This window comes from Streptomyces sp. NPDC053560 (genome assembly GCF_044544605.1).
Classification (GTDB): Bacteria; Actinomycetota; Actinomycetes; order Streptomycetales; family Streptomycetaceae; genus Streptomyces.
Genome location: NZ_JBITXI010000006.1, coordinates 356,346 through 372,858, shown reverse-complemented (window position 1 = coordinate 372,858; position 16,513 = coordinate 356,346). Strand labels below are relative to the sequence as shown.

At 69.7% G+C, this 16,513-nt stretch carries 20 protein-coding genes and 5 tRNA genes; 5 read left to right on the top strand and 20 right to left on the bottom strand.

What is annotated here, in order from left to right; all coding sequences use genetic code 11:
- Window positions 1-111: 111 nt before the first annotated feature.
- Window positions 112-297: a 50S ribosomal protein L28 gene (gene rpmB, locus ACIGQF_RS17095; protein ID WP_030267048.1), complete on the top strand. Its 186-nt coding sequence runs from the start codon at window positions 112-114 to the stop codon at window positions 295-297.
- Between the two features lie 152 nt (window positions 298-449).
- Here rpmB and thiD read toward each other — a convergent pair whose 3' ends face one another.
- The gene (thiD, locus tag ACIGQF_RS17090; protein ID WP_399710699.1) at window positions 450-1,238 is read right to left on the bottom strand and encodes a bifunctional hydroxymethylpyrimidine kinase/phosphomethylpyrimidine kinase; all 789 of its coding nucleotides are present in this window, start codon (window positions 1,236-1,238) and stop codon (window positions 450-452) included.
- 86 nt (window positions 1,239-1,324) lie between these two features.
- Window positions 1,325-2,293 carry a thiamine-phosphate kinase gene (locus tag ACIGQF_RS17085; RefSeq protein ID WP_361556137.1) on the bottom strand — a complete coding sequence of 323 codons (969 nt, stop codon included), beginning with the start codon at window positions 2,291-2,293 and terminating at the stop codon, window positions 1,325-1,327.
- 224 nt (window positions 2,294-2,517) lie between these two features.
- Here ACIGQF_RS17085 and ACIGQF_RS17080 point away from each other — a divergent pair, with 224 nt between their 5' ends.
- Window positions 2,518-2,751, top strand: a complete 234-nt coding sequence (locus tag ACIGQF_RS17080) for an Lrp/AsnC family transcriptional regulator (protein WP_030267036.1) — start codon at window positions 2,518-2,520, stop codon at window positions 2,749-2,751.
- 8 nt (window positions 2,752-2,759) lie between these two features.
- Window positions 2,760-3,263: a DUF3515 domain-containing protein gene (locus ACIGQF_RS17075; protein ID WP_399710696.1), complete on the top strand. Its 504-nt coding sequence runs from the start codon at window positions 2,760-2,762 to the stop codon at window positions 3,261-3,263.
- Window positions 3,264-3,292: 29 nt separating this feature from the next.
- Here ACIGQF_RS17075 and ACIGQF_RS17070 read toward each other — a convergent pair whose 3' ends face one another.
- The 3 genes from ACIGQF_RS17070 to ACIGQF_RS17060 all read right to left on the bottom strand — a co-directional run bounded on the left by ACIGQF_RS17070 (window position 3,293) and on the right by ACIGQF_RS17060 (window position 6,511).
- Window positions 3,293-4,429 (bottom strand): D-alanine--D-alanine ligase family protein, encoded by a 1,137-nt coding sequence (locus tag ACIGQF_RS17070; protein WP_399710694.1) that lies wholly within the window; start codon window positions 4,427-4,429, stop codon window positions 3,293-3,295.
- 292 nt (window positions 4,430-4,721) lie between these two features.
- Complete coding sequence (locus ACIGQF_RS17065; protein ID WP_399710692.1) at window positions 4,722-5,723, bottom strand: NAD(P)H-dependent glycerol-3-phosphate dehydrogenase; 1,002 nt, start codon at window positions 5,721-5,723, stop codon at window positions 4,722-4,724.
- Window positions 5,720-6,511, bottom strand: a complete 792-nt coding sequence (locus ACIGQF_RS17060; RefSeq protein WP_399710690.1) for a lysophospholipid acyltransferase family protein — start codon at window positions 6,509-6,511, stop codon at window positions 5,720-5,722. Before ACIGQF_RS17060 ends, ACIGQF_RS17065 begins: the two co-directional genes overlap by 4 nt.
- A 140-nt stretch (window positions 6,512-6,651) precedes the next feature.
- On the opposite strand from ACIGQF_RS17060, the gene cofC reads away from it, so the two are divergent.
- Window positions 6,652-7,332 carry a 2-phospho-L-lactate guanylyltransferase gene (gene cofC, locus ACIGQF_RS17055; RefSeq protein WP_399710688.1) on the top strand — a complete coding sequence of 227 codons (681 nt, stop codon included), beginning with the start codon at window positions 6,652-6,654 and terminating at the stop codon, window positions 7,330-7,332.
- A 59-nt stretch (window positions 7,333-7,391) separates the two neighbouring features.
- Here cofC and ACIGQF_RS17050 read toward each other — a convergent pair whose 3' ends face one another.
- The 5 genes from ACIGQF_RS17050 to leuC all read right to left on the bottom strand — a co-directional run bounded on the left by ACIGQF_RS17050 (window position 7,392) and on the right by leuC (window position 10,910).
- Window positions 7,392-7,595, bottom strand: a complete 204-nt coding sequence (locus ACIGQF_RS17050; RefSeq protein WP_361556119.1) for a hypothetical protein — start codon at window positions 7,593-7,595, stop codon at window positions 7,392-7,394.
- Between the two features lie 91 nt (window positions 7,596-7,686).
- Window positions 7,687-8,373: an HU family DNA-binding protein gene (locus tag ACIGQF_RS17045; protein WP_362208909.1), complete on the bottom strand. Its 687-nt coding sequence runs from the start codon at window positions 8,371-8,373 to the stop codon at window positions 7,687-7,689.
- 125 nt (window positions 8,374-8,498) lie between these two features.
- On the bottom strand, window positions 8,499-8,744 hold the full coding sequence (locus ACIGQF_RS17040; RefSeq protein WP_030267010.1) for a hypothetical protein: 246 nt from the start codon (window positions 8,742-8,744) through the stop codon (window positions 8,499-8,501).
- 136 nt (window positions 8,745-8,880) lie between these two features.
- Window positions 8,881-9,474 (bottom strand): 3-isopropylmalate dehydratase small subunit, encoded by a 594-nt coding sequence (gene leuD, locus ACIGQF_RS17035; RefSeq protein WP_399710685.1) that lies wholly within the window; start codon window positions 9,472-9,474, stop codon window positions 8,881-8,883.
- A gap of 5 nt (window positions 9,475-9,479) precedes the next feature.
- The gene (gene leuC / locus ACIGQF_RS17030) at window positions 9,480-10,910 is read right to left on the bottom strand and encodes a 3-isopropylmalate dehydratase large subunit (RefSeq protein ID WP_399710683.1); all 1,431 of its coding nucleotides are present in this window, start codon (window positions 10,908-10,910) and stop codon (window positions 9,480-9,482) included.
- Between the two features lie 173 nt (window positions 10,911-11,083).
- Here leuC and ndgR point away from each other — a divergent pair, with 173 nt between their 5' ends.
- Window positions 11,084-11,800: an IclR family transcriptional regulator NdgR gene (ndgR, locus tag ACIGQF_RS17025; protein WP_030624314.1), complete on the top strand. Its 717-nt coding sequence runs from the start codon at window positions 11,084-11,086 to the stop codon at window positions 11,798-11,800.
- A gap of 131 nt (window positions 11,801-11,931) precedes the next feature.
- Here the strand turns inward: ndgR and ACIGQF_RS17020 are convergent.
- The 10 genes from ACIGQF_RS17020 to ACIGQF_RS16975 all read right to left on the bottom strand — a co-directional run bounded on the left by ACIGQF_RS17020 (window position 11,932) and on the right by ACIGQF_RS16975 (window position 16,271).
- Window positions 11,932-12,004: transfer RNA gene (locus ACIGQF_RS17020), tRNA-Glu, on the bottom strand.
- A gap of 47 nt (window positions 12,005-12,051) precedes the next feature.
- Window positions 12,052-12,123 (bottom strand) — tRNA-Gln (locus ACIGQF_RS17015).
- A 35-nt stretch (window positions 12,124-12,158) separates the two neighbouring features.
- Window positions 12,159-12,231, bottom strand: a tRNA-Glu gene (locus ACIGQF_RS17010).
- Window positions 12,232-12,295: 64 nt separating this feature from the next.
- Window positions 12,296-12,368, bottom strand: a tRNA-Glu gene (locus tag ACIGQF_RS17005).
- Window positions 12,369-12,426: 58 nt separating this feature from the next.
- Window positions 12,427-12,498, bottom strand: a tRNA-Gln gene (locus tag ACIGQF_RS17000).
- A gap of 87 nt (window positions 12,499-12,585) precedes the next feature.
- Window positions 12,586-13,308 (bottom strand): HAD family hydrolase, encoded by a 723-nt coding sequence (locus tag ACIGQF_RS16995; RefSeq protein WP_399710680.1) that lies wholly within the window; start codon window positions 13,306-13,308, stop codon window positions 12,586-12,588.
- A gap of 158 nt (window positions 13,309-13,466) precedes the next feature.
- Window positions 13,467-14,987, bottom strand: coding sequence for a glutamate--tRNA ligase (gene gltX, locus ACIGQF_RS16990; protein WP_399710678.1), 1,521 nt, complete (start codon window positions 14,985-14,987; stop codon window positions 13,467-13,469).
- Complete coding sequence (locus ACIGQF_RS16985) at window positions 14,980-15,741, bottom strand: fumarylacetoacetate hydrolase family protein (protein ID WP_399710676.1); 762 nt, start codon at window positions 15,739-15,741, stop codon at window positions 14,980-14,982. Before ACIGQF_RS16985 ends, gltX begins: the two co-directional genes overlap by 8 nt.
- A 120-nt stretch (window positions 15,742-15,861) precedes the next feature.
- Window positions 15,862-16,047: a hypothetical protein gene (locus ACIGQF_RS16980; protein WP_399710674.1), complete on the bottom strand. Its 186-nt coding sequence runs from the start codon at window positions 16,045-16,047 to the stop codon at window positions 15,862-15,864.
- 41 nt (window positions 16,048-16,088) lie between these two features.
- On the bottom strand, window positions 16,089-16,271 hold the full coding sequence (locus ACIGQF_RS16975) for a hypothetical protein (RefSeq protein ID WP_399710672.1): 183 nt from the start codon (window positions 16,269-16,271) through the stop codon (window positions 16,089-16,091).
- Between the last annotated feature and the right edge of the window lie 242 nt (window positions 16,272-16,513).

Below are 16,513 nucleotides of genomic sequence, written 5' to 3'. Positions count from 1 at the left end.
CCGGTTGCCCGATGCGAATCGGGCCATTTCCCTCCCGGCACCGCTTGTCGTTCAATGCACTCGGCGCGCTGGGAATTACCGTAAGTGCATCTGAAGTCTTTGGAGTGACCCGTGGCTGCCAACTGCGACGTCTGCGGCAAGGGGCCGGGCTTCGGCAAGAGCGTTTCTCACTCGCACCGCCGCACCAACCGTCGTTGGAACCCCAACATCCAGACGGTGCGCGCTGTGATCGGGCGCACGCCGAAGCGGCTCAACGTCTGCACCTCGTGCATCAAGGCCGGCAAGGTCGCGCGCTGACGTTACGTCGTGGCGCAGTCTGCCGGTTGCCTTGAAGCCGGTCCACCCCAGGGTGGGCCGGCTTTTTTGCTGTTCCGAGTGCTTTCGCTGTTCCGCCGGCCTTTGCTGTTCCGGGGGCGCCCGCACCGGGATGCGAGCGCCCCCGGCATGCCTCAGCGCAGCTGCCAGCCGTGATCGACCGGGCCGATGCCCTCGCCCAGCCGGAAGCCGTGCGCGATCGCGCCCGTGACGTACTCCTTCGCCGCCGCCACGGCCTCCGGAACGGTGTCGCCGTGCGCCAGCCGCGCGGCGATCGCGCTGGCGAGGGTGCAGCCCGTGCCGTGCGTGTGGCGGTTGTCGTGGCGCGGGGCGCGCAGCCAGTGCTCCTGATCGCCGTCGGTGAGCAGGTCCGCGGCGTCGCCCGGCAGGTGCCCGCCCTTGATCAGTGCCCAGCGCGGGCCGAACTCCAGGACGGCCGCCGCGGCCCGCCGCATGTCGGCCTCCTCGTGCACCTGTACGCCCGTGAGCTGGGCGACCTCGTCGAGGTTGGGGGTGGCGACGGTCGCCGTCGGCAGCAGCTTCGTACGGACCGCGTCCAGGGCCGTCGCGGCGAGCAGCGCGTCGCCGTGCTTGGAGACGCCCACCGGGTCGACGACCACGGGGGCGGTGACCCCGCCGAGCAGGGCGGCGACGGTCTCGACGAGTTCGGGTGAGGAGAGCATCCCGGTCTTGACGGCCTGGACGCCGATGTCGTCCACGACGCTGCGGAACTGGGCGCGTACGGCCTCGGCGGGCAGCTCCCACGCGCCCTGCACGCCCAGGGAGTTCTGGGCGGTGACGGCGGTCAGCACGCTCATGCCGTGCGTGCCGAGCGCGAGCATCGTCTTCAGGTCCGCCTGGATCCCCGCGCCGCCGCCGGAGTCGGAGCCGGCGACGGCCAGGACGCGTGGTGGTGTGTACATGCTCCGAATCTAGACGACACCGGCCGGGTCCGGTCGAGGCCGGCCGGCCCTGACCGACGCCGGTCGGCCGACTCGAACGACGCCGGTCAGCCGACCACGTCGTCGTCCCCGAAGTGGTCCCAGCCGCCCTTGGTCCAGGGCGCACCGTCCACCGTGACCTGGGGCAGCGCGGAGGGGTTGAGGACCTCGCCGATGACCTTCCAGCGGGCCGGCAGCTTCACGTCCGGCGGGAAGGTCGCCACGATGGCGTGGTCCTCGCCGCCGCTGAGCACCCACTGCAGCGGGTCCACACCGCAGGCCGTTCCGATGTCGGCCATCTGCGAGGGCACGTCGATCTTCTGGGACTGCAGGTCGATGCGGACCTTGCTGGCCTCGGCGATGTGCCCGAGGTCGGCGACCAGGCCGTCGCTGACGTCGGTCATGGCGGTCGCGCCGAGCCCGGCGGCCGCGGGGCCCGCGTGGTACGGCGGCTCCGGCCTGCGGTGCGCCTCCACGAAGGCGCGCGGGGAGCGGAAGCCGCGGGTGAGGACGGCGTGCCCGGCGGCGGACCAGCCGAGCCAGCCGGTGACCGCGACGACGTCGCCCGGCTGGGCTCCGCCGCGGGTGACCGGCTCGACGTTGCGCAGGTCGCCGAGGGCGGTGATGGCGACGGTGATGATCTCGCCGCGTACGACGTCACCGCCGACCACGGCGGCGCCCGCGACCTGGCATTCGTCCCGCAGGCCGTCCATCAGCTCGGTGGCCCAGGTGGCGGGGAGTTCGGCGGGGACCACGAGGCCGAGCAGGATGGCGGTGGGGACCGCGCCCATGGCGGCGATGTCGGCGAGGTTCTGGGCGGCGGCCTTCCGGCCGACGTCGTAGGCGGTGGACCAGTCGCGGCGGAAGTGCCGCCCTTCGAGGAGTACGTCGGTACTGGCCACGACCCGGCGGTCCGGCGCGGTGACCACGGCGGCGTCGTCGCCGGGGCCGATGCGTACGGCCGGGGTGGAGGTGAGCCGCGAGGTCAGCTCTCTGATGAGGCCGAACTCCCCCAACTCGCCCACGGTGCCCTTCATGCTGTTGCCCTTCCCATGCGTACGGACCTTCCGTACTCCACTGACGCGTCGTGCACGGCCGGCACCGCCCTCCCGGACGGCCACGCTCCGGGTGACGCGATCCGCGCCGGCCGCCGCGAACTGTTGGCCGCGTCGGCCGCGCGGGTCTCCCCGCTCCGCTCGGCGACGCGGTACCGTGGCGTCCCTTCTTCCCACATGATCCTCGAAGCCGCCCTGGAGGTCCCGTGGTACAGGCCTACATCCTGATCCAGACCGAGGTCGGCAAGGCCTCCGCGGTCGCCGAAGTGATCGCCAAGCTGCCCGGCGTGATCCAGGCCGAGGACGTGACCGGTCCCTACGACGTGATCGTGCGTGCCCAGGCTGACACGGTCGATGATCTGGGCCGCATGGTGGTCGCCAAAGTCCAGCAGGTGGACGGGATCACGCGCACCCTGACCTGCCCCGTCGTCCATATCTAGCCCCCCGTATGCTCGGCCGGGTGAAATTCTCGCCCCGCCGGTCGCTCGCTCTGCCCCTGCTCACCGTGCTGATCACCGCGGTGGGCTGTGCCCCGTCCGACGATTCGGCGAGCGTGCCGGTTCCCGCCCCGAAGGGTGAGGCCGCCCGGCTGTGCCGGGCACTGCACGGGGAACTGCCCGGCACGGTGGACGGTCTGAAGCGGCGGACCGCCGATCCCGTCTCCGACTTCACCGCCGTATGGGGGTCGCCCGCCGTGCGCCTGCGGTGCGGCGTACCGAAGCCCGAGGTGCTGCAGCGCGGTAATGAACATTACAACCCGCTGCAGGACGCCGCGAAAATCAACGGCGTCGAGTGGGTCTTCGAGAAGCAGGACGACGGCTATCGCTTCACGACCGTGCTGCGCAGGGCGTACGTCGAGGTGACGGTGCCGGGGAAGTACGCGCCCGAGGTCGATGTGCTCACCGACCTGGCGTCGGCCGTACGGAAGACCGTTCCGGTCGGGGTCGTGTAGGACACGCCCCGACCGGGGACGCCGCGGGCTCAGCGCAGGCCCGTGGAGCGGCGCAGCGCCGCCTGGATGAGCCGGTCGACCAGCTCGGCGTAGCTCACGCCGGACTCCTGCCACATCCGCGGGTACATCGAGATGGGCGTGAAGCCGGGCAGGGTGTTGATCTCGTTGATGACGAACTCGCCGTTGTCCTGCAGGAAGAAGTCGGCCCGCACCAGGCCCTCGCAGGATGCCGCCTCGAAGGCCTGCACGGCCAGTTCCTGGACGCGCGCGGTCTGCTCCTCTGTGAGCGGCGCGGGCACCAGTCCGGCGGCCGAGTCGATGTACTTGGCCTCGAAGTCGTAGAAGTCGTGCGCGGTGACCGGGGGGATCTCGGCGGGCACGCTGGCCCGCGGACCGTCCTCGAACTCCAGTACGCCGCACTCGATCTCGCGGCCGCTCAGCAGCGACTCAACGATGATCTTGGGGTCGTGGCGGCGGGCCTCCTCGACGGCCTCGTCCAGCCCGGCGAGGCCGTCCACCTTGGAGATGCCCATGGAGGAGCCGGCCCGGGCGGGCTTCACGAACAGCGGCCAGCCGTGCTCGGCGGCGAAGTCCACGATCTTCTTGCGGGCGGCGGAAGGATCCTGCTCCCACTCGCGCGGGCGGATGACCTCGTACGGGCCGACCGGCAGCCCGAAGGAGGCAAACACCCGCTTCATGTAGTCCTTGTCCTGGCCGACGGCCGAGGCGAGCACGCCGGAGCCCACGTAGGGCACTCCGGACAGCTCCAGGAGGCCCTGGAGGGTGCCGTCCTCGCCGTACGGGCCGTGCAGCACGGGGAAGACCACGTCGACGTCGCCGAGCGCCTTCGGGACCGCGCCGGGCTCGCTGTAGACGACCTCACGGTTGGTGGGGTCGACCGGCAGCACCACGGCACCGTCCGCGGACTCGGCAAGCTCCGCGACGTTCGGCAGCTTCCGGTCCGTGATGGCCATCCGCTCCGGGGCGTCGGCGGTCAGCGCCCAGCGGCCGTCCGACGTGATGCCGATCGGCAGCACGTCGTACTTCTCGCGGTCGATGGCGCTCAGGACGGCGCCCGCGGTGACCACCGAGATGGCGTGCTCGGAGCTGCGCCCGCCGAACACGACGGCGACGCGGGGCTTCTGGGAGGAGGTCTCGCTGCTCATATCGGACCGAGACTACCTGTTGGTACGGCTGATGCGAATGTCCTGGGCGGCGTGGGGCGCTTCTATGGGCCATGAGCGCCGCGCTCCCGGAACGCCGCGTTCCTGGCAGGGCCCCTCCCTCTCCCCTGACCTTCGGGAGAGCTCCCGTTTCCCATGGCCAAGGCCCCTCCCCCACCTCCACCACGCACAAGGTGAAGTTAGCCCTCACGCCCCGCACCCGTGAGGGCCTGTGGATAACTCCGAGTTCGACAACTCCGAGTTCAACAACTCCGAGCTCAGTGCCGCTCCGGGTTCAGTGCCGCTCCGACTTCGCCGACCGCGACATCAGTTCCTTCAGCGCCACCAGCGGCGGCTTCGCGTCGTGGACGATGTTCACCACCGTTTCGGTGATGGGCATCTCCACACCGTGCCGGCGGGCCAGATCCAGCACCGATTCGCAGGACTTCACGCCCTCCGCGGTCTGCTTGGTGACGGCGATGGTCTCTTCGAGGGTCATACCGCGGCCGAGGTTGGTGCCGAAGGTGTGGTTGCGGGAGAGCGGCGAGGAGCAGGTGGCGACCAGGTCGCCCATGCCCGCCAGCCCCGCGAACGTGGCCGGGTCCGCACCCAGTGCGAGGCCCAGCCGGCTGGTCTCGGCGAGGCCCCGGGTGATCAGGGACGCCTTGGCGTTGTCGCCCAGGCCCATGCCGTCCGCGATGCCCACCGCGAGCCCGATGACGTTCTTCACCGCGCCGCCCAGCTCCGCGCCGACCACGTCGGTGTTGGTGTACGGGCGGAAGTACGGGGTGTGGCAGGCGGCCTGCAGGCGGGTGGCGACGGCCTCGTCGGCGCAGGCGACGACCGCGGCGGCGGGCTGCCGGGCGGCGATCTCCTTGGCGAGGTTCGGGCCGCTGAGCACGGCCACCTGCTCGGCGGGCACCTTGGCGACCTCTTCGATGACCTCGCTCATCCGCTTGGCCGTACCGAGCTCGATGCCCTTCATCAGGGACACCAGGACGGTGTCGGCAGGCAGCAGCGGCGCCCATTCGGCGAGGTTGGCGCGCAGCGTCTGGGAGGGCACGGCCAGGACCGTGAACTCCGCGCCCGCGGCGGCCTCCGCGGGGTCGGTGGTGGCCCGTACGGTCTGCGGCAGCTCCACGCCCGGGAGATAGTCGGGGTTGGTGCGGGTCGTGTTGATGGCCTCGGCGATCTCCGCGCGGCGGCCCCACAGGGTCACCTCGCAGCCCGCGTCGGCCAGCACCATCGCGAATGCGGTGCCCCACGACCCCGTGCCGTAGACGGCGCAGCGCGTCACTTGCCTTCATCCTCCCGAGTACGGCCGGACGCCTCGTCCTGCCGTCGCATCTGCTGGGTCTTCCGGCGCTGTTCGGCGCGGGCCTTGCGGTGGTCGTACGGCTCGGCGGGCGCGGGCTCGTCGCGGACCTCGGCCAGGATCGCGGTCACTGCCGTCATGATGCGGTCGGTGACGGCGCGCAGCACCTCGGCGGTGGGCTCCTGGCCGTAGAACTCGTCCAGGTCGACGGGCGGGCCCGCCTTCACGCGCAGGGTCTTGCGCGGGAAGAGGCGGAGTTTCTTGTCCTTGGCGTACGGCGGCATCGCCTCGTTGGCGCCCCACTGGGCGACGGGGATGACGGGTGCCTTGGTGAGCAGGGCGACGCGGGCCGCTCCGGTCTTGCCCTGCATGGGCCACATGTCGGGGTCCCGGGTGAGGGTGCCTTCGGGATAGAAGGCGACGCACTCGCCGCGGTTGATGGCGTCCACGGCGGCCCGGAATGCGGTGGCCGCGTCGGTGGACTCGCGGTAGACCGGGATCTGTCCCGTGCCGCGCATGACCGCGCCGACGAAGCCGCCCTTGAAGAGGCCGGCCTTGGCGAGGAATCGCGGGACCCGTCCGCTGTTGTACTGATAGTGCGCGTAGGAGAGCGGGTCGAGATACGAGTTGTGGTTGACCGCGGTGATGAATCCGCCCTCGGCCGGAATGTTCTCCATTCCCTGCCAGTCCCGCTTGAACAGAACCACGAGCGGCGGTTTTGCGATGACCGCTGCGAGGCGGTACCAGAAGCCGATTCTGTGGCGGGACACTCGGACACCCTCCTTGTGGGACCTGCTGAGCTGCGGCGACCCGGCAGCCGCACAAGTGTCGCCCCCGGTACCCGGTCTGTCGAGGACACCGTATCCCCGCGCCCTGCTGCGGGCGGCGGCAGCGGGTGACAATGCTGCCGATGCGAGAAGAAGGAGCGGTCGCGGTGTGGAGCCTGGTGGTGCCTCTGAAACCGCTGGTGCGGGCCAAGAGCAGGCTGTCCGCCGCGGCGGACGCCCGGTTCCGGCCCCGGTTGGCACTGGCGTTCGCGCTGGACACCGTGGCCGCGGCGCTGGCGTGCCCGGTGGTACGGGATGTGGCGGTTGTCACGGATGATCCGCTGGCCGGTGAGGGTCTCGCGGCTCTGGGGGCGCGCATTGTGGCCGACACTCCGGCGGCCGGGCTGAATCCGGCGATCGCGTACGGCGCGCAGGCCGTACGGGCGTCCCGTCCCGATGCCGCGGTGGCGGCGTTGAACGCGGATCTTCCCGCGCTGCGTCCGGCGGAACTGGAACGGGTGCTCTCGGCGGCCGCGCAATTTCCGCGTGCATTTCTCGCGGATGCGGCGGAAATCGGTACGACGCTGCTGACCGCGGCGCCGGGGGTGGAATTGGCGCCGGCTTTCGGGGGTGCCTCGCGTGCCCGGCACAGGACCTCGGGGGCGCGGGAGATCGCGCTGTCCGGTGTGCGGTCGGTGCGGCAGGACGTGGACACCCCGGAGGACCTCAGGGTGGCGCTGGAGCTGGGTGTGGGGGCGCGGACGGCCCGGCACACGGCGGCCATTTCGGCGCGTATCGCGGCGCTGGGGGCCCAGGGGGCCTGAAGGCGCCTGAGGGAGGCCGGAGGCGGCTCTCAAACGTCCGTGGACGTCCGGAGGTGTTTTCAGAACGTCTGGAGCGTGATGAGGGTGATGCGGCGGTTCTCGCCGTCGCCCGTCACGTCGATGCGGACGCGCTGGCCGGGCCGGAGGAGCCGGAGGGCGCCTGCGTCGAAGGCGGCGGCGTCGAAGGGCAGCGGGGTGCCGTCGTCGAGCAGCACGCTGCCGGTGCGGCTGTCGGCGTCGTAGGTGTATGCGGTGGCCTGCATGGTCAGAGCCTAATCGGGTGGGGCGCGGACAACACACCGCGGGCCGGGCTCCTCAGGGGAGCCCGGCCCGTCGCGAGGATCCGCAGGAAGGTCAGCGCTTGCGCGCGGTGGTCTTCTTGGCGGTGGTCTTGCGGGCGGTGGTCTTCTTGGCCGGGGCCTTCTTCGCCGTGGTCTTCTTGGCCGGGGCGGTCTTCTTGGCGGTGGCGGTCTTCTTGGCCGGGGTCGCCTTCTTGGCGGTGGCGGTCTTCTTCGCCGGGGTCGCCTTCTTGGCCGTGGTGGCCTTCTTGGCGGTGGTGGCCTTCTTCGCCGTGGTGGCCTTCTTCGCCGGCGTCGCCTTCTTCGCGGCGGTGGTCTTCTTCGCGGCCGTGGTGGTCTTCTTCGCCGCCGACTTCTTGGCGGTGGCCTTCTTGGCCGCGGCCTTGGCGGTCGTACGGGTGGAAGAGCCGCCGGAAAGGCTGCCCTTCGGGGCCTTCTTGACGGCCACGTCGTTCTTGGGGAGCTTCTTGGAGCCGCTGACCAGGTCCTTGAAGCCCTGTCCGGCGCGGAATCGCGGCACGGAGGTCTTCTTCACCCGCACTCGCTCACCCGTCTGCGGGTTGCGGGCGTAGCGGGCCGGGCGGTCGACCTTCTCGAACGAGCCGAATCCGGTGACCGAAACGCGGTCGCCGCCGACCACGGCGCGGACGATGGCGTCCAGGACCGCGTCGACCGCGTCTGCGGCGTTCTGACGTCCGCCGAGCTTGTCGGCAATGGCTTCTACGAGCTGCGCCTTGTTCACGTCTTCCCCTTCGGAGACATTGCTGGAACGAAAGTGTTCAAGCTTTTTCGCACGTTAGGCAGATATATACCGCAAATCAAACACGAAACGGGCTAATCACCCTTGTGCCGCAACGAACTCGACCGTCACGGAGTTCCGTCGGCATCCACATCTTCGGGATAACGGCCTTCGTCGAGGTCGTTCATGAACCGCTCCAGACGCCGTGCCGCGCCGGCGAGATCGTGTTTTGCCGCAGCCGTGATGACGAGCAGCTTCCGGGTCAGCGCCATCCGTACGCCCTCCGGGACTTGCAGTGTCCGCACTCTTGTGTGTGCGGCCTTGAGGCGGTCGGCGACGAGACCGTAGAGCTCCAGTTGGCCGTCGCGTTCCATGCGCTAATTGTGCCATCTGCGGTGAGTTGTCGCTTCACGGGGCCTCAACACGCCACTCAACAAGACGATGCGCCCCTTGCCAAGTAGCAAGGAGCGCATCGTATGCAAGATGTCTTTCAGCCAGAAAATCCCGAGGTCAGGCCACTACCGTCTCCGGCTTGAAGGACGGCCGCTTCGCCTCGTAAGCGGCGATGGACTCCTCCTCCCGAAGGGTGAGGCTGATGTCGTCCAGCCCCTCCAGCAGCCGCCAACGCGCGTTCTCGTCCAGCTCGAAGCCGGCCTTGACGCCCTCGGCCCGCACCTCGCGGTTGACCAGGTCGACCGTCACCTCGGCGGTGGGGTCGGCCTCGGCCAGCTGCTGCAGCGCCTCCACGGTCTCCTGCGGCAGGACGACGGTCAGCAGACCGTTCTTGAGGGAGTTACCGCGGAAGATGTCGGCGAAACGCGAGGAGATGACGGCCTTGAAGCCGTAGTTCTGCAGCGCCCAGACGGCGTGCTCACGGGAGGAGCCGGTACCGAAGTCCGGGCCCGCGACCAGGACGGTGGCGCCCTGGTACACGTCCTGGTTCAGCACGAAGTCGGGCTGCTTGCGCCAGGCCTCGAAAAGACCGTCCTCGAAGCCGTCCCGGGTGACCTTCTTCAGCCAGTGGGCGGGGATGATCTGGTCGGTGTCGACGTTGCTGCGGCGCAGCGGGACGGCCCGGCCGGTGTGGGTGGTGAATGCTTCCATCGTTCTCAGACTCCAGCGGGCGCGGGGACGGCGGCGTCGGACAGGTCGGCCGGGGACGCCAGGTGGCCGAGAACCGCCGTCGCGGCGGCGACCTGGGGCGAGACCAGGTGGGTGCGGCCACCCTTGCCCTGCCGGCCCTCGAAGTTGCGGTTGGAGGTCGAGGCGGAGCGCTCGCCCGGGGCCAGCTGGTCCGGGTTCATGCCCAGGCACATGGAGCAGCCCGCGTGCCGCCACTCGGCGCCGGCCGCGGTGAAGACCTTGTCCAGGCCCTCCTCGACGGCCTGCAGCGCCACCCGGACGGACCCGGGGACGATGAGCATGCGTACGCCGTCGGCGACCTTGCGGCCTTCCAGGAGGGCGGCGGCGGAGCGCAGGTCCTCGATGCGGCCGTTGGTGCACGAACCTACGAAGACGGTGTCCACCTTGATGTCGCGCAGCGGCTGACCGGCCGTCAACCCCATGTATTCCAGGGCCTTTTCGGCGGCGTACCGCTCCGAAGCGTCCTCGTAGGACGCCGGGTCCGGAACGCGCTCGGACAGCGGCGCGCCCTGGCCGGGGTTGGTGCCCCAGGTGACGAACGGCGCCAGCTCGGAGGCGTTGATGACGACCTCGTGGTCGAAGACGGCGTCCTCGTCGGTGCGCAGCGTCTTCCAGTACTCGACCGCCGCGTCCCAGTCCGCACCCTTCGGGGCGTGGTCGCGGCCCTGGAGGTAGGCGAAGGTGGTCTCGTCCGGGGCGATCATGCCGGCGCGGGCGCCCGCCTCGATGGACATGTTGCAGATGGTCATCCGGGCCTCCATCGAGAGCTTCTCGATGGCGGAACCGCGGTACTCGATGACGTAGCCCTGGCCGCCGCCGGTGCCGATCTTCGCGATGATGGCGAGGATCAGGTCCTTGGCGGTGACGCTGTCGGGCAGCTCGCCGTCGACCGTGATGGCCATGGTCTTGAAGGGGGACAGCGGCAGCGTCTGGGTGGCCAGTACGTGCTCGACCTGGCTGGTGCCGATGCCGAAGGCCAGCGCGCCGAAGGCGCCGTGGGTGGAGGTGTGCGAGTCACCGCAGACCACGGTGGTGCCCGGCTGGGTCAGTCCCAACTGCGGTCCCACGACGTGGACGACGCCCTGCTCGACGTCGCCCAGCGGGTGCAGCCGGACGCCGAACTCCGCGCAGTTCTTGCGCAGCGTCTCCAGCTGGGTGCGCGAGACCGGGTCGGCGATGGGCTTGTCGATGTCCAGCGTGGGGGTGTTGTGGTCCTCGGTGGCGAGGGTGAGGTCCGTACGGCGCACCGTTCGGCCGGCCTTGCGCAGGCCGTCGAAGGCCTGCGGGCTGGTCACCTCGTGCAGCAGGTGCAGATCGATGAAGAGGAGGTCCGGCTCGCCTTCCACGCGCTTGACGACGTGGTCGTCCCAGACCTTCTCCGCGAGTGTCCGTCCCATCGCTGTCCCTCCGGCCGGCCGCTTCGCCGGCCCAACTCGTCTGATTGCGCGCCGCTCGTACCCCTCGTACCGGGCGGTACACAGGCCCCTGGTCCAGGACCTCGCTTCAAGAGTGGCGACTTCCGCAGAAAATTGAACTTGCGTTTCACAGTGTGAGACGCGAGTATCGTTGCATGGACAACTCTAGCGGCGTCGGCGTTCTCGACAAGGCGGCTCTGGTATTGAGCGCTCTGGAGTCCGGTCCGGCCACCCTCGCCGGGCTGGTCGGAGCGACCGGGCTCGCGCGCCCCACGGCGCACCGGCTCGCGGTAGCACTGGAACACCACCGGATGGTGGCGAGGGACATGCAGGGCCGGTTCATTCTCGGACCACGGCTGTCGGAACTGGCCGCGGCGGCCGGCGAGGACCGCCTGCTGGCCACGGCCGGTCCGGTGCTCACGCACCTGCGCGATGTGACGGGCGAGAGCGCCCAGCTCTATCGCCGGCAGGGCGACATGCGGATCTGCGTGGCCGCTGCCGAGCGGCTCTCCGGCCTGCGGGACACCGTCCCGGTGGGCTCCACGCTCCCGATGAAGGCGGGCTCCTCCGCGCAGATCCTGATGGCCTGGGAGGAGCCGGAGCGGCTGCACCGCGGCCTTCAGGGCGCGCGCTTCACCGCGACCGCGCTCTCGGGCGTACGGCGCCGTGGCTGGGCCCAGTCGATCGGCGAGCGGGAGCCGGGCGTGGCCTCGGTCTCCGCGCCCGTACGCGGCCCCTCGAACCGCGTGGTGGCCTCCGTGTCGGTCTCCGGGCCGATCGAGCGCCTGACGCGCCACCCGGGCCGGATGCACGCCCAGGCCGTCATCGACGCGGCCGCGCGCCTCAGCGAGGCCCTGCGCCGTACGAGCTGACCTGCGCCGTACGAGCCTCTCCCCCGGGCCTGCCGTCGCCAACGCCGCCGGCGGCGGGCCGGGCCATTTCTCGCTCTTTTCTCTTGGCAAACGAAAAAGGCCCTCCACCGAAGTGAAGGGCCTTTCTTCTGTACCCCCGACCGGATTCGAACCGGCGCTACCGCCTTGAGAGGGCGGCGTGCTAGGCCGCTACACAACGGGGGCTGGTCTGCTGTGATCAGCAGGAGGTGCAGTTCACCTGCTCAACTGCGCTGGCCTACCAGGACTCGAACCTAGACTAACTGAACCAGAATCAGTCGTGCTGCCAATTACACCATAGGCCATGGTGGTGTAGACCAATCCAGGACTGGTCCACCAGTACCCCCGACCGGATTCGAACCGGCGCTACCGCCTTGAGAGGGCGGCGTGCTAGGCCGCTACACAACGGGGGCCCTAGCGATCCTCATCATCACCGCATCCGGGAGCGACCCGAAGGAGGTGGGCTGAAAGGATCTGTACCCCCGACCGGATTCGAACCGGCGCTACCGCCTTGAGAGGGCGGCGTGCTAGGCCGCTACACAACGGGGGCTTGCACTGCAATCAAGAGACGTGCTTCGACGTGCGATGACGCAAAAGATGATCTCTTGCTGGCCTACCAGGACTCGAACCTAGACTAACTGAACCAGAATCAGTCGTGCTGCCAATTACACCATAGGCCACCAAAACGCAACCCCCTGCGGGGATTTTGTTCGGGTTACGCTTCCCGGCCGGGCCTCTCGGCCCTCTCGGGCGGCGCAGAAAGAACATTACCCGAAGGTGTCCGGCGCTCCAAAACGCGTATCGCCGCGCAGCAGCCCGGGCAGCTGGTTCAGGCCGGTGATCCGGACCAGCTCGGGACGGCCGCCCAGTCCCCGGCGGTCCAGCCAGATGCCGGTGAGCCCTGCGGCCACCGCCCCGCGCGCGTCGATGTCGGGCTGGTCGCCCACGTACGCCACCTCCGCCGGCGGCAGTCCCAGGACCTCACATGCGGCGTGAAAGGCCCCGGCGGCGGGCTTGGCGACCCCCAGGTCCGCCGCGCACACCAGCGCCTCGAAACGGTCCCGCACGCCCAGGACGCGCAGCTTGCGGTCCTGGTTGCGGACGGAGGAGTTCGAGAGCACCGCGTGCCGGTAGTCCGCCGCCAGCAGCTCCAGGGCCGGCAACGTGTCCGGGAAGAGCGCCCAGGCGGCCTCGTAGTGCGCGAGGTACCGCCCGAACCAGTCGTCGGCCTCCTCGTCGCTCATCGACGGCGTACCGAGGAAGTCCCGCACGCGGTCGCGGCGCTGCGCCTCGAAGGCGACGCCGCCGCTCTCGAACCGCCGCCAGTGCAGCTCGGTGAGCTCCTTCCACCGCGCGAGGGCCTCATCGACGGACGGATACCCGCCGGTCAGCCCCTCGGCAAGAAGATGCGCCCGCATCCCGGCGCGGTCGGCGCTCGCGTAATCGAAGATCGTGTCGTCGACGTCCCAGAGAACCGCGCGTATCGGCATGATCCCCACGCTACCGGCGCCGCCCCCGGGACACCTGCCTCTTCGGGTGCTCGGTGCCCCGAGGCCGTCCGGCCCCGCGGCGGGCGGATCCCCGGCCGGGGCAATGAGAAAGGGGCGCCGACCGGTGCGGGTCGGCGCCCCTCTTCAGGGGTGGGCGGTTACGCGCCCAGCTTCTTCAGTGCGGCGTCCACGCGTGCCAGGGTGCGGTCCTTGCCGAGGACCTCCAGGGACTCGAAGAGGGGGAGGCCCACCGTGCGGCCGGTGACGGCGACGCGGACCGGGGCCTGGGCCTTGCCGAGCTTGAGGCCGTGCTCCTCGCCGGCGGCCAGGACGGCCTCCTTGAGGGCCTCGGGGCTCGACCAGTCCGCGGTCTCCAGCTTGGCGCGGGCGGTGGTGAGCAGCGCGACCGGGTCGCCCTTGCCCATCGCCTTGGTCCAGGACGCCTCGTCGAAGACCGGCTCCTGCAGGAAGAGGAAGTCGACGTTCTGGGTGATCTCGGAGAGGACCGTGAGGCGGGTCTGGGCGTGCGGGGCGATGGCCTCCCACGCGGCCCGGTCGAAGTCCTCGGGGGCCCAGGGGGCGTACGGGGCCTGCAGCCACGGGGCGCAGGCCTCGGTGAAGGTCTTCACGTCGAGGCGGCGGATGTGGTCCGCGTTGATCGCCTCGGCCTTCTTGAGGTCGAAGCGCGCCGGGTTGGCGTTGACGTCCTCGATCTCGAACTTCGCGACCATCTCGTCGATGGAGAAGAGGTCCTGGTCCTCGGAGAAGGACCAGCCGAGGAGCGAGAGGTAGTTCAGCAGGCCCTCGGGGAGGAAGCCGCGCTCGCGGTAGAGGTTCAGCGAGGACTGCGGGTCCCGCTTGGAGAGCTTCTTGTTGCCCTCGCCCATGACGTAGGGCAGGTGGCCGAAGGCCGGGACCTGCTTGGCGATGCCCAGCTCGATCAGCGCCTTGTAGAGCGCGATCTGGCGCGGGGTGGAGGAGAGCAGGTCCTCGCCGCGGAGGACGTGGGTGATCTCCATCAGGGCGTCGTCGACCGGGTTGACCAGGGTGTACAGCGGCGCGCCGTTGGCCCGGAGGATGCCGTAGTCGGTGACGTTCTCCGGCTGGAAGGTCAGCTCGCCGCGGACCAGGTCGGTGAAGGTGATCGTCTCGTCGGGCATCCGGAAGCGGACGATCGAGGTGCGGCCCTCGGCCTCGTACGCGGCCTTCTGCTCGGGGGTGACCGTGCGGCACTTGCCGTCGTAGCCGGAGGCCTTGCCGGCCTTGCGGGCGGCCTCGCGGCGCTCGTCCAGCTCCTCGGCGGTGCAGTAGCAGTGGTAGGCGTAGCCGCCGTCCAGCAGCTTCTGCGCGACGTCCTGGTAGATGTCCATGCGCTGGGACTGCCGGTACGGGGCGTGCGGGCCGCCGACCTCGGGGCCCTCGTCCCAGTCGAAGCCCAGCCAGCGCATGGCGTCCAGGAGCTGCTGGTAGGACTCCTCGGAGTCGCGGGCCGCGTCGGTGTCCTCGATCCGGAAGACCATGGAGCCCTGGTGGTGCCGGGCGAACGCCCAGTTGAAGAGGGCGGTGCGGACCAGGCCCACGTGGGGGTTGCCGGTCGGCGAGGGACAGAACCGTACGCGGGGGGGTGCCCCCTGCTCGAGCGAAGTCGAGAGCTTGGGGGCGGGGGTCGCGTTAGCCACGCTTGATCACCTTGTTGGTGAGAGTGCCGATGCCTTCGATGGTGACGGCGACCTCGTCGCCGACGTTGAGCGGGCCGACCCCCGCGGGGGTGCCCGTGAGGACGACGTCGCCGGGGAGCAGCGTCATCGCCTCGGTGATGTGGACGATCAGGTCCTCGATCGAGCGGACCATCTCGCTGGTGCGGCCCAGCTGGCGTTGTTCGCCGTTGACCGTGCACTGGATGGTCAGGTCGCTCGGGTCCAGCTCGGTCTCGACCCAGGGGCCGAGCGGGCAGGAGCTGTCGAAGCCCTTGGCCCGGGCCCACTGCTTCTCGCGCTTCTGGATGTCGCGGGCGGTGACGTCGTTGGCGCAGGTGTAGCCGAGGATGACGTCCTTGACGCGCTCGCGGGGGACCTCGCGGCACATGCGGCCGATGACGACGGCGAGCTCGGCCTCGTGGTGCACCTCCTGCGAGAAGGAGGGGTACACGACGGGGTCGCCGGGGCCGACCACGGAGGTGGAGGGCTTGAAGAAGGCGACCGGTACGTCGTCGATCTCGTTGCCGAGCTCCTTGGCGTGCTCGGCGTAGTTGCGGCCGATGGCCACGACCTTGTTCGGGAGGACGGGCGGCAGCAGCCGCACCTTGTCCAGGGGGACCTTCTGCCCCGAGCGCTCGAACTCGGCGAAGGGGTGTCCCTTGATGACGTCGAGGTCATTGCCCTCGACGACGCCGAAGCCGACGTTGCCGTCGATGGAGAATCTGGCGATGCGCACGGAAGCCGCTGCCCCTCTTGATCTCTAACCGGGAGTGGACAACCCAGGCTATCGCGGGAGCAGCGCCCGCCCTCTGTCCTCTTCGTACGGGGCGTGCTGCCCCGTTTTGTGCGTGGCGTCCTACTCGGGCGCGGTCATGAGGACGGTGCGGCGGGGGTTGGCGGTCTGGGCGGGCAGCTCGACGGCGTGCTCCGGGGCCGCGCTCTCCTCGACCGGTGCGGTCTGCAGCTCGTCCGCGTCCTTCAGGTGCATCAGAGTGGTGCGCCGCGGGTTGGCTATGGAGCGGAACATCATCGTCGTCTTCACTGTGGAATGCCTCGCGTATCTCGCGTCATGGTGGACATGGCTCAGGTGCCGCTGGGCGATAGCGGCACCTGTGTAAAGCGCAAGGCTATGCGCGCCATTCCCGTCCGCGGGGCGGCCAAGTCGACGATCATCATGTGAGTTTGCTCACGAACAGTGTGGCAAATGCCGCAATTTTCATGATCGAAAACCACCGCCGAAACGGACATTGGCGGATCGAAGTGCACGTTCCACTCCCCTTTACCGAACCCGGGGCGTCGCGCTATGGCGACCGGAACGCTCGCAAAAGTCCGTTATAAGGGGCGGGAGCTTCTACGACTCGTTACTCACTCCATACATTGCGTCACACATGTCACAGCCAGGGCCTCCGCTCTTGTTGCTGCTCCGGCACTGTGCTGGAATTCCCCGGACCGCCGCATGTTTCACACGGCGCGCAGGGGGCGCAGAGCAGCGCCGCGCGGTGGGTGTC